The following is an 18265-nucleotide window of genomic DNA, read 5'->3' as shown; positions in this document are numbered from 1 at the left end:
TATAACTTATCGAAGGTAAGAAATTTAAACCAATACAAACAGTAAACCACTAATAATCAATTCTAAAAACAGCACATGTTATTTCACCAATTCAAAACTATCTTTTAAACGGATATCAGCCGAAGATGAACCAATCATCAAATCAAATTCACCAGGTTCTGAAACAAACTCGAGCGCATTGTTATAAAATGATAATTTTGAATTATCAATGGTAAACTGAATTGTTTTGATTTCGCCACGATTCAATGTTATTTTTTGAAAATCTTTTAATTCAATAATTGGACGTACTACGGAGCCTACCCTGTCTCTCAAATACAATTGGACGACTTCCTCACCTTTTACGCTTCCTGTATTTTTTACATTTACTGAAACTGTGATTGTTTCGTTATTTGTCATTGTTTTTTTAGACAATTTTAAATCAGAATATTCAAAAGTTGTGTAGCTCAATCCGTATCCAAATGGAAACTTAGGTGTATTTTTTAAATCAATATAAGCTGAAACATAATTGGTATTAGTCTCTGAAGATGCTGGCCTACCTGTATTGAAATGATTGTAATAAATTGGAATTTGTCCTTCAGTTCGAGGGAATGACATTGGTAATTTTCCTGATGGATTGTAGTCTCCAAAAAGTACATCGGCAATAGCATTTCCAGCTTCAGAACCTAACCACCAAGTATAGACAATGGTTGGCATATTATCGGCAACCCAATCAAAAACAAGAGGTCTTCCTGCATTAATCAAAATAACAATTGGTTTACCAGTTTTTTGAAGTTCTTTGACCAATTCTTCCTGAACTCCTGGCAAATGTATATTGCTTTTACTTTTGGCTTCCCCACTTTCATTAAATCTTTCTCCAATACTCAAAATGATAACCTCAGCCTGACTAGCAACATTCAAAGCATCGGCAAAGCCTTCTTTGCTTTTATCTTCGACTCCACAACCTTTGGCATATAAAATTTTGGTTCTCTTGCCTACTTTATTTTCCAAACCTTCCCATTGCGAAACGATATAAGTAGAATCAATTTCTTTTAAATCAATAGACCAAAATCCGTGATTGATTCTTTTTGGTTTTACCATTGGGCCAATAAATGCGATGGTTTTTAAACTTTTGGAAAGCGGTAAAACATCTTGTTCATTTTTCAAAAGAACAATGCTTTTGGCTGCCATTTCTCTGGCTGCTTTGGTATGTGCTGGATTATTAAGTTCTGTTTTTTCACGTTCAGCATTACAAAATTTATAAGGATCATCGAATAACCCCAATTCAAACTTCTTGCGTAAAATTCTTTTTACCGCATCATCTATCAATGCCACGGAAACTTTATTTTCTTTTACCAATTGTTCCAAATTATAACGATACGCATTGCTTTCCATATCCATATCACTTCCAGCCGTAATAGCCGAAAGAGCTGCTTCTTTTTTATCTTTAGCATAACCATGAGCTACCATTTCGCCTATTGAACCCCAATCGGAAACTACGAAACCTTGAAAATTCCATTTCCCTTTCAATATATCTCTTTGTAAATAGCTATTTCCTGTAGCAGGAATTCCATTAAGATCATTGAAAGAGTTCATAAAAGTTGCCGCTCCAGCATCAAGAGCCGATTTAAAAGGTGGCAAATACGTTTCCCAAAGCATTCTGTTACTCATGTCAACCGAATTGTAATCGCGTCCGCCAACGGCTGCACCATAAGCTGCAAAATGCTTAACACAAGCCATCACCGAATTCACATCTCCTAAGTTTCCTTGAAATCCTTTCACTCTTGCATACGCAATTTTGGAACCTAAATAGGTATCTTCGCCAGCACCTTCCATCACTCTACCCCAACGTGGGTCACGAGCAATATCAACCATTGGCGCGAATGTCCAGTGAATTCCAGAAGCAGCAGCTTCTGTAGCCGCAACTCTGGCCGCAAGTTCAATTGCTGTTAAATCCCAACTCGCCGCTTCGGCTAACGGAATGGGAAAAGTGTTTTTATAACCGTGAATTACATCTAATCCAAACAACAATGGAATTTTCAATCGGGATTGCATTGCTAATTCCTGATACTGTCTGGTACGTGTTGTTCCCATAACATTTAGCATCGATCCTAACAATCCTTTTTTTATTTCATTTTGCTTATTGTCATTAACAGTAATAGGACCAGTTGCAACATCATTACTAGTGTATTGATTTAGCTGTCCGATTTTTTCTTCGAGAGTCATTTTCTTTAGTAAAGCTTCGACTTTTTGGTCTACTGTCTGTTGCTGTGAAAAAGCAAAAAACGAAACAAATACTAATACTAGAGTTGTTGTCTTTTTCATATTGTAATTTTTATTTCAAATTAACGCATACTATTTTGATTTTGAAGCGTTTTTAAATTCTAAAAAATTAAGATTAAAGCTTCCTCCTTCAAAGTGAACTCGAATTTTATTTACGCCTTGTTTAAGAGTTACATTTTTTAGCGTTACCGTTTTCCAAGTTTTCAATCCTCCTGAAATTGGAAGCGCTATCGATTCTGAAATTTTTATACCTTCATTTTCTAAATATAGTTTTCCACCAGCTTTTTCACTACTATATCTAACCTCAACATTAAAATTTCCTCCTTTTTTTACATCTACTGTGAATTGTAACCATTCTTTATCTTCAATGAAAGAAACCTCATAGCCGTTGGTTATTTTATCTGTACAAACGGAAATATCTACACCATCATTTCTCATTTTGCCTCCTTTATTCCATTGAGTGAATTTAGTTCCATCATAATTGGCAACATCATTGTCTAAATATGCATAGCCATTTTGACCTAAATCATATTCGGTTGCAAAGACTTTTCCAGGAACAGGATGATTTTTATATTTTTTGGTATCATTCGTTTGAACTTGTCTGAACATGGCGTCAATTACATCACGTCTGATAGTTAAATGTTCCATTTTATAATTTTCAGCCATTTGCATCAAAACATTTTTGGCAAAATTCTTCTCAGGTTTTTTATCTCCTTTTTGCCAATAATTTAATATCTGATCATAGCCTTCTGGTTTTGTAACCGATGTAACTCCAGCTAAATTTTCAATTTTCTTCATTGGCCAATATGCCCAGCCAATATTATTAGACTCGATTAAAGAAAGCGATTCTTCAAACCAAACATTTGAGTTTTCTCCACTCTCACCTAACCAAATTGGTACATTATATTGAGTTCTATAATTTAGCATTGTTTGAATAGAAGCGACGTCATTTGCATTCCAATATTTATGGAAACTCAAAGCTGTATTTTCATCCCAAAGTGGAAATATTCCGTTGTAATTATTTCCCCAACAATTTCCTTCAATGAAAATTAAGTGGTTGGTATCAACCATTCTTATTGCTTTGGTAATTCTCATCATCAAGGCTCTCAAAGGTGCATTTGAAGTTTCATCACAACCGTTTTGATTTGTTCCTGTAAAATTCCAGTTTGGTTCATTGATAATATCGTAAGCTCCTATCCATGGATTGTCTTTATAGCGCTGAGCTAATTTTTCCCAAAGCGCCACCATTTTATCTTGATTCGCAATACTCTCCCAAAGTGATGGTTTTGAATCATCATAGTCGGATATTGCAGCATCTTTCCCTTGACCTCCAGGAGCAGCATGCAAATCTAAGATTAAATACATTTTATTTTCAGCGCACCATTTTACTAAATCGTCTGTCATTTTAAAACCTTCTTCCAACCAGGTAATCTGACCGTTTTTCTCAGTTTCAATTGCTGGTGTGTATAAATTATAATGCATTGGTAAACGGATAGAGTTAAATCCCCAAGCAGCCAATGAATCAATATCTCTCTTTGTAATTCCATTTGCTCTGTATGCTTTATAGAATTCATCAGTGTCTTTTGCTCCGATTAAATCAGTGATTTTTTGTTTGATTTTGTACTGTGATCCTGCGAATGCTCCTGTCTGAATCATGTAGCCTTCCTGAACCATCCAGCCTCCTAATCCCAAACCTCGCAAAACAATATTTTTACCGTTTCCGTCCACAATATTTTGTCCGTCTCTATGCAAAAAACCTTGACTGAAAGATGCTGTCGCGAAGCACAAAAGAGAAATTACTATTATTTTTTTCATTACTTTTTAATTATATATTATACTATTGAATAGAATCTATGGATGCTAACAAAAACAGGAAAAAAGAGGTTAATCTAATTTTATCAATTTTCTTATTTTCCTAATAATGTGCTGTTTATATTTAAAAATCAGTACTTTATTTAATACTTTTTACCAAACATAGGTTCCTACTGCTCCACCTTCCAGTGAAGTGGTAATCCATTTTCCGTTATTTTTAATATTGAATAATGCAGCAACATCGCTATCATTTACAACTAACAAAACTTTTTTTCCAGCTGGAGTTTTGAAAGCAACATTATGTAAACTGCCTGTTATGTTACTTGAAATTCTAACAGAACCCGCAGGCACAAACTTGGAAGCATGAGCCGCGATATAATAACCCACATTACGTACTACTGATTCTGTACTGTTAATTGTTAAAGCCCCTTTACAAGTTGTACATCCTCCATTTGTATGAGGTCCAAAAGCCCCATCATTCGCAAGATTCCATTGTAAGGCATTTTTACTCCAATTGCGCATTGACCCAATAATCACATTTTTGACCTGCCATTTTAGATCTCCGTCAAAAGCACCTGTAGAGGCAGTGTACTGTTCCGTAAAATAAACCTCTTTATCAGGGAAAGCATTATGAACTGTAGAAAGTGCACTAATATCACCCCCATACAAATGAAATGCTGAACCTGTTACAAAAGGATAAGCTGCAGCATCTTTTAGAACCGTAATTGGATAATTTGGGTTATCACAATTATGATCATACGCAATAATCTTTGTGGTAATATTGGCTGCTTTAAATGCAGGGCCTAAATTATTTTTTATAAAATCAGCTTGTTGCAAGGCAGTCATCAGCATACTTGGATTATTACCTCCATGCAAAGGCTCATTTTGAGGAGTAATCGCATCAATTGTAATTCCTTCAGCTTTCATTTTTTGAATACATTTCACAAAATATTGCGCATACGCTTCATAATATTGTGGTTGCAAACTTCCGCCCATAAAATTATTATTGTCTTTCATCCAAAGCGGTGCAGACCATGGAGAACCCATTATTTTGATATTGGGATTAATTACCAAAATCTCTTTTAATAACGGAATAACATCACCCATATCAGGAGTCAGGCTAAAGTTGTTTAAATTAACATCTGTTTGTCCTGTAGGCATATCATCATAGGTAAATGGAGTGGCATTCAAATCGGATGCTCCAATACTAATTCTCAGGTAACTCAAACCAATTGAGTTGTCTCCAGAACCAAATAATTCCTGTAATAAATCTTTCTTTTTTTGTGCAGTCAGTTGATTAATCACTTGTGCACTTCCGCCAGTCAGTGTAAATCCAAAACCATCGACAGTTTGATAAGTTTGAGTTTCATTAACTTCGATGTTTGAATAAGTATTTACCGCATTTCCAAATGCTAAAGTACCCGTTTGTTTTTGCAAAAGTGCGGATTGATTTCCTTTGGTCAACCAAAAATCTACTTCGTTCTTTACGACAGGAGGAGTTGGTGTTGGAGTTGGATTTGAGGAACCACCACCATCATTCGATGATGAGCAAGAGATATGTATTGATGAAAAAGCCATTATGAAAAACAGCTTTGTTAATTGATGTATTTTTTTCATATGTGATTATTTCTTAGTTATATACTCTTATGTAATCTACTTCAAGAGTTGATGATGTAAAATTTGGATCTACAGGACCTCCCCAAACTCCGCCCATTGCCAAATTGACAATTAGATAAAAGTTTTTGTTGAAAGGAAATTTATCTGTATTTATAAAAGTATAGTACAATTGATCATCCACATAAAACTTTATGTATGAAGCAGTCCAGTCGGCTGTATAGATATGGAATTCAGTATTGTCATTTGGCACATTTATAACTCCAGTATCAGGAGTATTTCCTGAACGTCCAGGAGAATGCAATGATGAATGATTAATATGTGGTTCTTTTCCAACAGATTCTAAGATATCTATTTCTCCGCATGCAGGCCACCCTACACTACCAATATTACTGCCCAGCATCCAGACAGCAGGCCAAGTCCCAACACCTGTCGGTACTTTTGCTCTAATTACAACTTTTCCATAAGTGAAATCAAATTTTCCATTAGATTCTAATCTGCCTGAAGTGAAATCTCCTTTTCCGTATTTTTCTCTAATGGCTTTTATTTTCAAAACACCACCTTCAACAATTGTATTTTCGGAACGATTGGTATAAGATTGCAGTTCGCTATTAACATGTCCCGGATCCCAAATCATGAAATTCCATTTAGTTGGATCTGGCGCACCATCAGTATTAAACTCATCAGACCATACTAGTTTTTGCTCAACCAAAACGGTTATAGACAATGAAGTACTGACAAATTTCATTCCGTTATAAGCAGATACATATAGCACATATGTTTTAGTACCAGATGCAGTATATGTATAAGAAAAGCTTCCGTTTGTCACTTCTTTAGTTTCTCCATTACCCAGAGCTATTCTATATAATCTTGCGTTTGTTGCTGATAAAGTAAAATTTACCACACCGCTTCCGTCTCCATTTGGATTTTGAGTTGTAGCACCAACAATTGTGGCTGTAACATTTAGATTTGCCGGCGTTATATCACCTGCTTCTGAATCGTCAGAATTTGAACTGCTACAGGAAATAAATAGAAGGCAATTCAGCATAATAATCAAATTAATTCTAAAAAGATATTTTTTCATTTTTTCTTTATTAATTAGTTAAACAATCTATTAAAGAAAATGGCCCATAATCAATAGAGAATGGGCCTTTTTCTGCCAACTCAAACCAAACTTAATTATTAATCAATTTTATTATCAAAAGACTATAAAGAAAGTCTCATTTCGATATTTTTAATTTGAATACCTGCTTTCATGTCTTCACCACCACCTCTTATTACAAGATATGCAGTACCTGTTTGCGTAGCAGTGAATATTCCTTTATTGTTTGCTGCAGAACAACCCACAACTGAAATTTTTCCTGAAAAAGGTCCGGTTCCGCAACCGTCCCAAGTATTTATACTTCTCAATTTTCCACCTTCAGAATAATCAGTTCCTGTCACTGGTGCAGAATATCCGCAATATACTTCAAACCAAGTATTATTACAGCCTGTTGTTGAAGAAGTTACCATGTCGATTACATATTTTTTCCCTGCTACAACATTGATTGCCTGATAAATTCCATTACCCGCCCAACCAGTAGCTGTTAAAGTAGCTGAACCAGCTGCAAAAACGATATTAGCGCTAGAAGTAGGATTTGTAACAGTCCATTTTGACCAATCAGCACTATTAAGAAGTTTTCCTCCTTTAAGGATGTTTCCTGCTATTGGATCTGTAGTAGCTACAACAATATCTTTAGTTGTTGTATTTATAATTCCTCCTCTACCAATGGCAGCATGTGTAACGGTATAAGTTCCTGCATCTGGAAGGAAAAGAGTTTCGGTCATTTTACCAAGATTCATACCTGCACCATCCCCAAAATCCCATTTAGAACCCAATACGTTTTTTGTTTGGGCTGTCAATGTAAATTTATTGGCAGAACCTTCTACAGGTGTAATTGTAAAAGAGGGATCAACATTAGGATCTGACAATCCGTTATCAGCATCATCTGGCTGACAACCCGCTAATGAACTTAATGCTATAATAGACAACATTAGAAAAATGCTTCTATTCAATACTATTTTTATATTCATATGTGTGTTTCTTTATTATTAATAATTTGGATTTTGAACCAACCTTAGCTTTTATTAATTATAGCCAGGGTTTTGTTTCAATTTAGTTCCCTGAAGTTCTCTTGTTGGAATAGGGAAAATTTCATCTACACCAGCATTAAAACCTCTATTTGCCAATACAGTAGGTGCATCGCCCCATCTAACTAAGTCAAAAAAGCGTAATCCTTCTCCGGCAAATTCCATTCTTCTTTCATTTTTGATAGCCTGAAGAGTAACCGGCACTGAAGGCAAACCAACTCTTGCTCTTACCGCATCCAGTAATGCTTGAGCTCTTGCTCCTGAACCCAATGCTTCAGCTTCCATCAAATAAGTGTCGGCAAGTCTGATAATAGGGGTGTTTTGTCTGTAGTTCAATTCAACATTTCCTCCACCTTGAGAAACATCAGAGGCACGCGGAACAAATTTGCTCAAGAAATATCCAGTGTTTTGATAACTTGGGTCATATTTAGCCGTTCCTGCAGTTGTATATATATTAAGATCCAATATTGTAGCGGTAAATCTCGGATCGGTCTTCATTGCATCGTATAAATCCTGAGTAATGATATTAAAGCCCCATCCAGAAGGTAAATCTGGTGCTGGTGAACCAGCTGTTTTAGAATAATTTCTAGGTCCTATCATTAAGTTCATAGTATTTCCTTCATCTCTACTACTAGCATACCATCCCCACTCTGTGTTACCAGCGCTTGAATGACAAACCTCGATAAGTGACTCTGTATTAAACTTATTAGAAACAACCCATAAATCTTTGTATGATGCCAATAATTTATTTCCATATTGATTTACAGCACCTGGAGTACCATTTACCTGAGCCAAAATAGCAGCAGCTTCTGGTTTTTTGTTCTCAAATAAATATACTTTTCCAAGCATTGCCTGAGCTCCACCTTTTGTAATACGTCCCGCATCAGATGATGGTATAGTTCCTGGCAATGCTGGTATTGCTTCAATCAAATCTTTTTCGATTTGAGCATACGTTGCTTCAGAAGTTGCTTGTTCTACATCATACATCGTTTGAGTAGTCAAAGGCTCCAAAATCAATGGAATATTCTTAAACATACGAACCAAATTGAAATAGTAAATGGCACGTAAAGCTTTAGCCTCTGCCGCAATTCTTGCCTTTACGTCATCTGCCATAACCGTTTGTGGTAATTTTGAAAGCAATACATTGGCCCTGAAAACTCCTTGATAATGGTCATTCCAAAAACTTCCTGGAATACCTGTAGGTGTAAGTGAGTGTGTCGAAAAAGTTTGAATTCCTTCACCATCAGTTGAAGAACCACCGCCTGCATAAAAATCATCAGAACCGGCATTCATCATCGTAATCATATTTTCAAAACCTCCTGAATTTTTTCTCATGGCATCATAAACTCCAACAAGAGCTGAAGTACATTGCTGTTCGTTTGAGTAATAATTCTCAGAAAGGAATACTCCCTTTGGTTGCACTTCTATAAATTCTTCAGAACAGGATCCAAAAGAAATAATTGCTGATGCAATAAATAAATATTTAAATTTAATCGTTTTCATAATTCTTAATTTTATTAAAATTGCGCACTAGCTCCAAACATGAATGACTTCGCCTGTGGATAAACTCCTTTGTCGATTCCAAATACACCTCCACCAATTTCTGGATCAAAACCAGTATATTTAGTAATCGTGAACAAGTTTTCGCCAGTTAAGTAAAAACGTATTTTACTTGCTCCTATTTGTGAAACTACATTCGTTGGTAATGAATAACCAAGCTGAATTAATTTTAAACGTACATAATCACCATTTTCCAAGTGGAAATCAGACATCTTACCGAAGTTAGCATTAGTATCATTATCAGTAAGTCTTGGGTAATCATTAGAAGTTCCTTCTCCAGTCCAACGTCCCATAGCATCACTTTGATAATTTACATTTGCAATATCTAATCTGTGTAGTCCTTGGAAAACTTTATTCCCTGCTGCTCCTTGAGCAAATGCCATAAAATCAAAGTTTTTATAGTCTAAATTCAAGGTCAATCCAAATGTGTATTTTGGAATATTGCTACCCAAGAATTGTTTATCATCATCGTTAATAGTACCATTTCCATCAGTATCGACCCAACGGAAATCACCAGGACGAGCTTTTGGCTGGATTAAACCACCTGAAGCATTTGTATAAGCAGCAATTTCAGCTTCATTTTGAAAAATTCCAGCTGTTTTGAAACCATAGAATGAGTTATAAGATTGCCCCACTTTTGTTCTTGTCACAGTACCCATAGATTGGAAAGAAGCATCTCCAACAATATAATCTGAATCAGAAGCAACGTAAGTAACTTCATTTTCTAAATAAGCGAAGTTTCCATTAACTGAAAAGTTAACGTCGCCAAAATGTTTTCTATATCCTAATTCAACCTCAATACCTCTGTTTTCCATATCGGCAATATTTGCAGTTGGGTTTTGAGCAACTCCAACATAACCAGGAATATTTACCGGACGCAAAATACCGTTAGTTGTTTTATTATAAACATCAACAGTAAGGCTTAAATCATGGAATAATCTTGATTCAAATCCAATATTAACCTGAGAAGTTTCTTCCCATCTCAAATCAGGATTATCAAGAGTAAGGTTTGCATAACCAGTACTTATTTGTCCATCAGTTCCAAAAGCATAATTGTAACCACCTTCTACTAAAGAAAGGTATCTAAAATCTGGGATTGCATCATTTCCAACAACTCCGTATCCACCTCTAATCTTTAAAGTATTAAGTACATTATTTTCTTTCCAGAAATCTTCTTTGGTAACTACCCAACCCAAATTGAATGATGGGAACACTCCGTATTTATTATTATCTCCAAAACGAGATGATCCATCACGACGGATAATACCTGTAAATAAATATTTCTCATTAAAATCGTAATTAACACGTGCAAATAAAGAAGTCAATTTATGTTGTGTCTGGTCATAAGTACTGCTTGCTCTTTTAGCTTGAGGAATATCAAAATTAAAAGAAGCATCCTGATAACTTGTGATTGGCAAATCTTTCATTGTAGCGCTTGATCCACCACCAATATTATCTACATAAGCACCTTGTCCTAACAATACTGTAAAGTTATGATCTCCAAGAGATTTTGTATAAGTAGCAGTATTCTCAACATTCCATGCAAAACTGCTATTTTCACTTTTTCCATAACTGTTTTCAAGCACTTTTGATGTTGCACTCAAATAATATTCAGGCGTAAATCCTTGGTTACCCCAATAAGACATTTTTCCTCCGAATGTAGTTCTGAATTTAAAGCTTTTAGAAATAGCTGCTTCAAAATATGCATTTCCAACTAAGTCATCAGACCAGTTATAACCTCCAAGTCTGGTTTTTTCGTAAGCCAATGGATTTGTCATCTCACCTCCAACAAATTCAGAAATTGCATATGGATTACCATTAGCATCGCGAACCATCGTTGGATTAGTATATTTAGAATTGATCACGAAAGGATCTGTTTCAACAACTGGAGTAAGTGGATCCAAACTAATTGCTGAAGCCAATGGCCCTCCATATTCATTGTTTGTATTACCAATACCTGTTGATTTTTGTCTTGAGAAACCGAAAGTTTGCCCGAAAGTGAAAATTTTAGATATTTTGTGAGTAGAGTTTAAACGGAAATTCTTTTTGTTATAGTTTGAAATATCCGACAAAACAATCCCTTCTTGATCTTGAACTCCAAAAGAAGCATAAAAACTTGAAACATCATTTCCTCCGCTAATGCTCAATTCATGAGAATAACGAACTGCACTATTGTTAAAAATCTGTTTTTGCCAATCAGTTCCTTCTCCAAAAGCAGCAGGATCAGCAAATCGGATAGGACCGCCTGCAGCTACTGATTTTTCATTCATTATTGTAGCATACTGAGTAGCATTTAATAAATCCAAAGTTTTTTCAGGAGATGAAACTCCTGCAAATCCATTGTAGCTAACAGTCATTTTACCTGCTTTTCCTTTTTTAGTTGTTACCAAAATTACACCTGTTGCAGCACGAGTTCCATAAATTGCAGCAGAAGCAGCATCTTTAAGAACTTCCATAGATTCAATATCTGATTGATTAAGGTAACCAATACCTCCGGCATCAACCACAACGCCATCTACAACCCAAAGTGGATTATTTCCGCCGTCACCAAAAGTAGTTAACCCTCGAATACGGATTGTTGATCCAGAACCTGGCTGACCAGAACTAGCAGCAATCGTAACACCAGAAACTCTACCTTGAAGAACTTGTTCAACGCGACCGGCAGGAACTTTTTCAATTTCTTTTCCTTTCACACCTGAAATCGCACCTGTAGTTACACTTTTCTTTTGGGTTCCATAACCCACAACAACAACTTCATTCAGGTCTTGTGATTCACTATGCAATTTTAACTGTAATTGTGTTCGACCACTAATTGACTCCTGAACCGTTTTATAACCTATAAAACTAATTGTCAAAATTCCATCTTTAGGAGCTTTAATTTGAAACTGACCATCAAAGTCTGTTACTACTGATGTCGAAGTTCCTTTTAAAACTATCGTCGCTCCTGGAACTGGCATTCCCGTTTCATCAATCACTTTTCCACTAATAGATGCATCCTGTGCATACCCATAAACGGAAAATAAGATTAACGAAATACAAAAAATAAATGTTTTTAATAATTTCATTTTTCTGAATATTTGGTTGTTTAATTAATTATTTATAGCAATACTATGTCTAAAATTCCTAATTCGATAATCATCATTCACTACAAAATCACATCAAAAACGTTGTAGTGGTATTACAAAATATTATCAATTCAAGCACAAATAACTCATAATGAATATTTTAAAATTTAAAATACATTACTTAACAAAATATTAGGTCGGTAAAAATCACTACAATTACGATAAATTAGATACTTTAGCTTAAAATCTATAAAAAGCAATAAAAAATTAAGTTTAAAACACCAAAATGTATATTATAACATCATACCCTATACAGTCTCTATATAACAAAAATGTCCAGCACATTAAAACCACAACACTTATTTTACTACTTATTTTACTCAGCCTACCTTTTATTCTTCAAGGCCAGGTAAAAAAGATTGGTCTTCCTCTTATTAAGAATTATTCTAGAACAGATTATATGGCTGGAACACAAAACTGGAATATTGATCAAGACAAAAATGGAAATCTCTATTTTGCAAATAATGATGGTCTTTTACAATTTAACGGATCGAAATGGAACAAATACAAAGCCAAAAACTCAGATGCAATTAAGTGTTTAAAAGTAGATCCGTCGGGAAAAATTTATGTTGGTTGTTATAATGAATTTGGGTATTTTAAAGCCAATCCAAAAGGCAAACTCGAATACTTTTCTATTTCCAATTTATTAGATAAAAAAAAGCTAACCATAATTGACTTTATCTGGAAAATACATCTTTATAAAGATGAAGTTATTTTTCAGTCATTCGATTGTATCTATATTTATAAGAACAATAAAATTAAAATCATAAATGCCCCAAAAAGATTTCAATTCTCTTTTCTGACCAATTCTAAATTATATTTTCAGGATATTACATCTGGATTTTTAGAATACAAAAATGGTAAACTGAATCATCTTCCAGGACTAAATACATTCAACAACTCAGAAGTTTGGGGTATGGTGGAATTAGAAAATAATAAAATCCTGGCGGCCACTTTAGATAAAGGGCTTTTCATAATTACAAACAATCAAGCACTCCCATGGAATACTGAAGCCAACACATTTATAAAAAAGAATGGTTCTTTAGGTTGTATTCTTTATAAAAAAAAATATGTCGTAATCAACTCGGTACTTGATGGATTTATAGTATGCGATTTAAAAGGAAATATTATACAACACATCGACCGTAGCAAAGGTCTTCAAAATAATACTGTTCTTGCCTCCTTCATAGATAATGACAATAATCTATGGCTGGGATTAGATAATGGAATTGCGTATGTGAACGAAAATTCATTCCTTACCTATTTGGGACTTAGTTATAATTTAGGTACCGTTTATGCTTCAATTGTGCATAATGATAATTTGTATGTCGCTACCAATCAAGGTGTTTTTTATCATCCTTGGGATAAAAATTTCAAAAATGGTATTTTTAAATTGATCGAAGGCACTACTACACAAGCATGGAATATTCAAATAATAAATGGTGAATTAATATGTGCCAGTAACAAAGGTGCCTTACTTATACAGAATGGAAAAATGATCAAAAATCTTGATCCAAATGGATATTTTGGTTTTAAATCAATACCTAATCATCCTAATTTTTTCATAGGGTCAAATTACAATGGCTTTTCAATTTTTGAAAAAACAAGCTCCGGATTAAAATTTAGAAATAAAATAGAAGGCATCGACAAATCATCCAATACATTTGAGATTGATAAGGATTATTTGTGGTTAAAAAAAGACCAATATGTTCATCAAATCACGCTGAATAATAATTTAAGAAAAATCAACAGCATTAAAACCTTTACTCAATTTTCTGAAAAAAATTCGGGTGTTGGAAGTCTTCAAAAAATAAATAATAAAATTTATTTTCAATCGAATAATATTTTTTACACTTATTCAAAAACTGAAGGCACATTTATAGAAGATGCCGCGATGACCAATATCTTTAAGTCAATCCCAAAAATATTAAAGCTAACTGAAGATACTAAAGGAAATATTTGGTACAACTATAATGAATCAATGGGAGCGCTAATGAAAGTGGGAGATAATAAATACAGGCATGTTGTTACTCCATTTTCAATTTTGACCAGGAAGTTAGTTACTAATTATATTTCGATAAATACTATCGATTCCAATAACACTTTTATAGGCTTAACAGATGGTCTAGCACATTATGATTCAACTATTGAAAATAAATCTATATTAAAACCTATTGCTCATATCACTAGTTTTACGTTTCCTGGGGACACAATATATCTTGGAAATAAACAAGACAAGAGTGAAATATACGAACTGCCTTATGCTTCAAATCAAGTAAAATTTACGTTTTCTTCTCCTTCTTATGAAAATCTGGAGAACATTGAGTTCTCCTATCAACTCGAAGGTTTTGATGAGAATTGGAGTGCTTGGTCCAACAATACCATAAAGGAATATACCAACTTAAAAGAAGGTAATTATAAAATGAAGGTAAAGTCAAGAAATAGCTTTAAAATTCAATCGGACGAAACTATTATTGAATTCAAAGTATATCCACCTTGGTACAGGCATTGGTTAGCTTATTTATTTTATTTACTAATGGCGGCAGGATTAACTTATTATATTCGATATCGCATACGAATGAAGATAAGAAAAAACAGGTATGTCGAAACCCTAGAACAACGAAGATTGTATCTTGAAAAAGAAACTAAAATCAGACAAGAACAATATGAATTAGAAAAAGAAATTGAAAAACTAGAAAACGACAAATTGCAAATAAAGTTATTATCAAAAGATAAAGAACTCGTAAACAACACATTGCAGGTAGTTAAGAAAAATAAGGTATTGAACGGTATTATTCAAAAACTAAGAGATATCAATACGAGCTCATTTGATGAAGCTGCAAAAACTCAATTTACTAAACTCAACAAAAGTATTATCAAGGAAGTCAACTCTGATAAAAGCTGGAAAGATCTTGAAAAACACCTTAAAAATGTCCACTTTGATTTTCTAAAAAAATTAAAAGAAAAACACCCTACCATAACTCCAAGAGAAATGGACTTAGCAACCTATTTATTAATGAATATGTCTACAAAAGAAATTGCTGAGTTTATGAGTATCTCAACAGGAGGAGTAGATTTGGCAAGATACCGATTAAGAAAAAAACTTCAATTAGGTCCAAAAGAAAATTTAATCGGATACTTTATGAGTATAAAATAGATAAAAAAAGAAGCTATTTCGCATTTGAAATAGCTTCTTTTTTAAACATTTTGGCATTGCATTTTTTGATTTGCAGTACTCTCCCAGAGTGATGGTTTTGAATCATCATAGTCGGATATTACAGCATCTTCCTTTGATCTCCAAGAGTAATATGCAAGTCTAAAATTTAATGTTCTTATTTATAATTAACTTCGACAAAGACAGGAAAATGATCCGATGGGTATTTCAAATCTTTGGCATCTGATAAAACAGCGTATTTGTTAACTGTAATCGTTTTGTTTATGGATAAAAAAATGTAATCGATCAAAAGCGTTGTTGGCTCATTATATTTAAAATTATTAAAAGTTCCGTAAGGCCCAAAAGGTTTTTCTTTGGAAATTGTTCTGGCATCATTCATTTTGTTTTTTAATGACACAATCCGATCTGTTGTGGGTTCAGAATTAAAATCACCCATTAAAATAACGGGATATTTATTGCTATTTAATTTTTCTATTCTGGATAAAATTAGCTCTAAGCCTTTGGTTCTTGCCTGCTCCCCAACATGATCCAAATGAGTATTAAAAACCCAAATTAATTTATTATTCTGTTTATTTTGCAAAAGTGCATAAGTACAGATTCTGTTATAAGCTGCATCCCAACCAATTGAAATTGAATCAGGCGTTTCTGATAGCCAAAAGGTGTTGGATTTTATCACTTTGAATTTTTCTTTATCATAAAAAATATTAGATGCCTCACCTTTTCCAACCCCTTCTCTTCCAATTCCAACATATCCATATTTGGGAAGAGCAGTTGATATATCTAACACTTGATTTGGTTTTGCTTCTTGAACTCCAAAAATATCGGGTGCATAAAATTGAATCTGTGCATTGAAAAAATCTTTGCGATGTGTCCAATCATTTTCTCCATCCGAAGCAATATCTAATCGAATGTTATATGTCATTATTTTTAAGGTTTGAGCATTTAAAAAAAGACTCATCAAACAAATTATCCAAGTGAAGTTCTTTTTATCCATTTTTGTAAATTATTAGAAATTTTATTTTATCTAATAAATTTATTCAATTAACACAACATAAACTACTTACATTTATAAAAAATGAAAGTATTAATGCATTACAAATTAAAATAATCGAAATTTAAAAAAGTTGAAATTCCAGTTTTTAAAGCCAAACTTTTTTAGTAGAAACTACTTTAGTAGAAACTACGTTCCAAAATTCTATTTTGTGTTATTTTTTTAATGCAGAATTTTGAATGAAAATAAAAATAGCCACAAGCTTTAAATCAAGTGGCTATGCTGAATGTTGTTGTTTTAAAAAGATCTTAAAGCTTTCTCAAATTCTTCGAAAAGGTTTTTATTTAACTAACAAAATAAAAACCTTTTGCTGAAGAACAAATTACTAAAAACAAAAACCATTAATTATAGACTCTAACATAATCTATTTCGAAAGTAGAAGACGTAAAATCAGAGGCAATTGCTCCTCCGAAATTTCCGCCTATTGCACAATTTATAATTATAAAAAATTCTTGGTTGAATGGTGTTGCATTCGTATTAGGAAATTCAATGATTTTTTCGTTATCTACATAAATAATGATCGAATTTGCTCGCCAATCCATAGAATAAATATGAAATTCAGAAGTAGCATTACTGATAATTTTAGATGCAGTTGTGGCATTTCCTCCTGAATGCCCTGGATAATGAAATGTCCCATGAATCTTATTTAACTGATTATATACATGCTCCATAACATCCATTTCGCCACATGCTGGCCAACCTGCAGTGGTCAAATTATTTCCCAAAGTCCAAAGTGCCGGCCATGTTCCTCCGCCAACAGGAAGTTTGGCTCTGAACTCAATTTTTCCATATTTAAATGAAAATTTATCTTTAGTCAAAATTCTGGCAGAAGTGTATTTACTCCCTTGATAATCTTCTCTAATGGTTTTAATTTTCAGGACACCATCTTTAACTATTACATTTTCTGGTCTGTTGGTATAATATTCTTCTTCATTATTACCCCAGCCTCCGGCTCCTAAATCATATCCCCAATATTTACTATCCGGTGCGCCATCAACATTGAACTCATCAGACCAAATAATTTTTGGTGCAACATAAAGTGTAATTGGCACAGTGGTACTGATTTCTTTAGATGAATTGTAGGCAACAACTTTTACGTTATATGTTTTGGTTCCAGAAGATGTATAAGAATAAGCAAAACTTCCTTGATCGACCGTTTTTATTTCACCATTTCCAAAGTCAATTTTATAGGAAAGGGCATTATTGGCATTTATATTGAAATTGACCTTTCCGCTTCCATCTCCATTTTGATTATCGGCTGTCTTTCCTTCAATAGTTGCTGTAACTACTAAGTCAGAAGGTGCAACTATTGGTGATTCTGTAGGATCATCTACATTTTTACTACATGAAAAACAGATCAGGCAATTTAATAATAGCATTGTTATTGTAATAAAATCTTTTTTCATTGTATAAAAATTAGGACATTAATTATGAATTTAGCTTAGAAAAACGAGGGAAATATTTTTTAATCGAAAAAGGAAGAAAAAAAACTTCCTTTTTCGAAAATACTAATTCAAATTATTGTGGTCTGAATACAAA

Annotated in this window: 10 protein-coding genes; 1 reads left to right on the top strand and 9 read right to left on the bottom strand. The window is 33.6% G+C overall.

Annotated features, from left to right (window positions below; translation table 11 throughout):
- Positions 1 to 78: 78 nt before the first annotated feature.
- From bglX to VLC96_RS06715, 7 genes are all read right to left on the bottom strand, one after another.
- Complete coding sequence (gene bglX, locus VLC96_RS06745; RefSeq protein WP_325261573.1) at positions 79 to 2301, bottom strand: beta-glucosidase BglX; 2223 nt, start codon at positions 2299 to 2301, stop codon at positions 79 to 81.
- A gap of 30 nt (positions 2302 to 2331) precedes the next feature.
- Positions 2332 to 4074, bottom strand: a complete 1743-nt coding sequence (locus VLC96_RS06740) for a cellulase family glycosylhydrolase (RefSeq protein ID WP_325261572.1) — start codon at positions 4072 to 4074, stop codon at positions 2332 to 2334.
- Positions 4075 to 4224: 150 nt separating this feature from the next.
- The gene (locus VLC96_RS06735; RefSeq protein WP_325261570.1) at positions 4225 to 5688 is read right to left on the bottom strand and encodes a glycoside hydrolase family 30 protein; all 1464 of its coding nucleotides are present in this window, start codon (positions 5686 to 5688) and stop codon (positions 4225 to 4227) included.
- Between the two features lie 13 nt (positions 5689 to 5701).
- Positions 5702 to 6769, bottom strand: a complete 1068-nt coding sequence (locus VLC96_RS06730; protein WP_325261569.1) for a glycoside hydrolase family 16 protein — start codon at positions 6767 to 6769, stop codon at positions 5702 to 5704.
- 122 nt (positions 6770 to 6891) lie between these two features.
- Positions 6892 to 7758, bottom strand: coding sequence for a hypothetical protein (locus tag VLC96_RS06725; RefSeq protein ID WP_325261567.1), 867 nt, complete (start codon positions 7756 to 7758; stop codon positions 6892 to 6894).
- Between the two features lie 54 nt (positions 7759 to 7812).
- On the bottom strand, positions 7813 to 9318 hold the full coding sequence (locus tag VLC96_RS06720) for a RagB/SusD family nutrient uptake outer membrane protein (RefSeq protein ID WP_325261565.1): 1506 nt from the start codon (positions 9316 to 9318) through the stop codon (positions 7813 to 7815).
- Between the two features lie 14 nt (positions 9319 to 9332).
- Positions 9333 to 12440, bottom strand: a complete 3108-nt coding sequence (locus VLC96_RS06715) for a SusC/RagA family TonB-linked outer membrane protein (RefSeq protein ID WP_325261563.1) — start codon at positions 12438 to 12440, stop codon at positions 9333 to 9335.
- Positions 12441 to 12900: 460 nt separating this feature from the next.
- On the opposite strand from VLC96_RS06715, the gene VLC96_RS06710 reads away from it, so the two are divergent.
- Entirely contained in the window at positions 12901 to 15657 is a 2757-nt protein-coding gene (locus tag VLC96_RS06710) for a helix-turn-helix and ligand-binding sensor domain-containing protein (protein WP_325261562.1), read from the top strand.
- Positions 15658 to 15832: 175 nt separating this feature from the next.
- On the opposite strand, the gene VLC96_RS06705 is transcribed toward VLC96_RS06710, so the two are convergent.
- Positions 15833 to 16597 carry an endonuclease/exonuclease/phosphatase family protein gene (locus VLC96_RS06705; protein ID WP_325261561.1) on the bottom strand — a complete coding sequence of 255 codons (765 nt, stop codon included), beginning with the start codon at positions 16595 to 16597 and terminating at the stop codon, positions 15833 to 15835.
- Positions 16598 to 17067: 470 nt separating this feature from the next.
- Positions 17068 to 18132 (bottom strand): family 16 glycosylhydrolase, encoded by a 1065-nt coding sequence (locus tag VLC96_RS06700; protein WP_325261557.1) that lies wholly within the window; start codon positions 18130 to 18132, stop codon positions 17068 to 17070.
- Positions 18133 to 18265 lie beyond the last annotated feature (133 nt).

Source organism: Flavobacterium sp. (genome assembly GCF_035456085.1).
Taxonomy (GTDB): Bacteria; Bacteroidota; Bacteroidia; order Flavobacteriales; family Flavobacteriaceae; genus Flavobacterium.
This window is presented reverse-complemented; position numbering and strand designations above follow the sequence as displayed.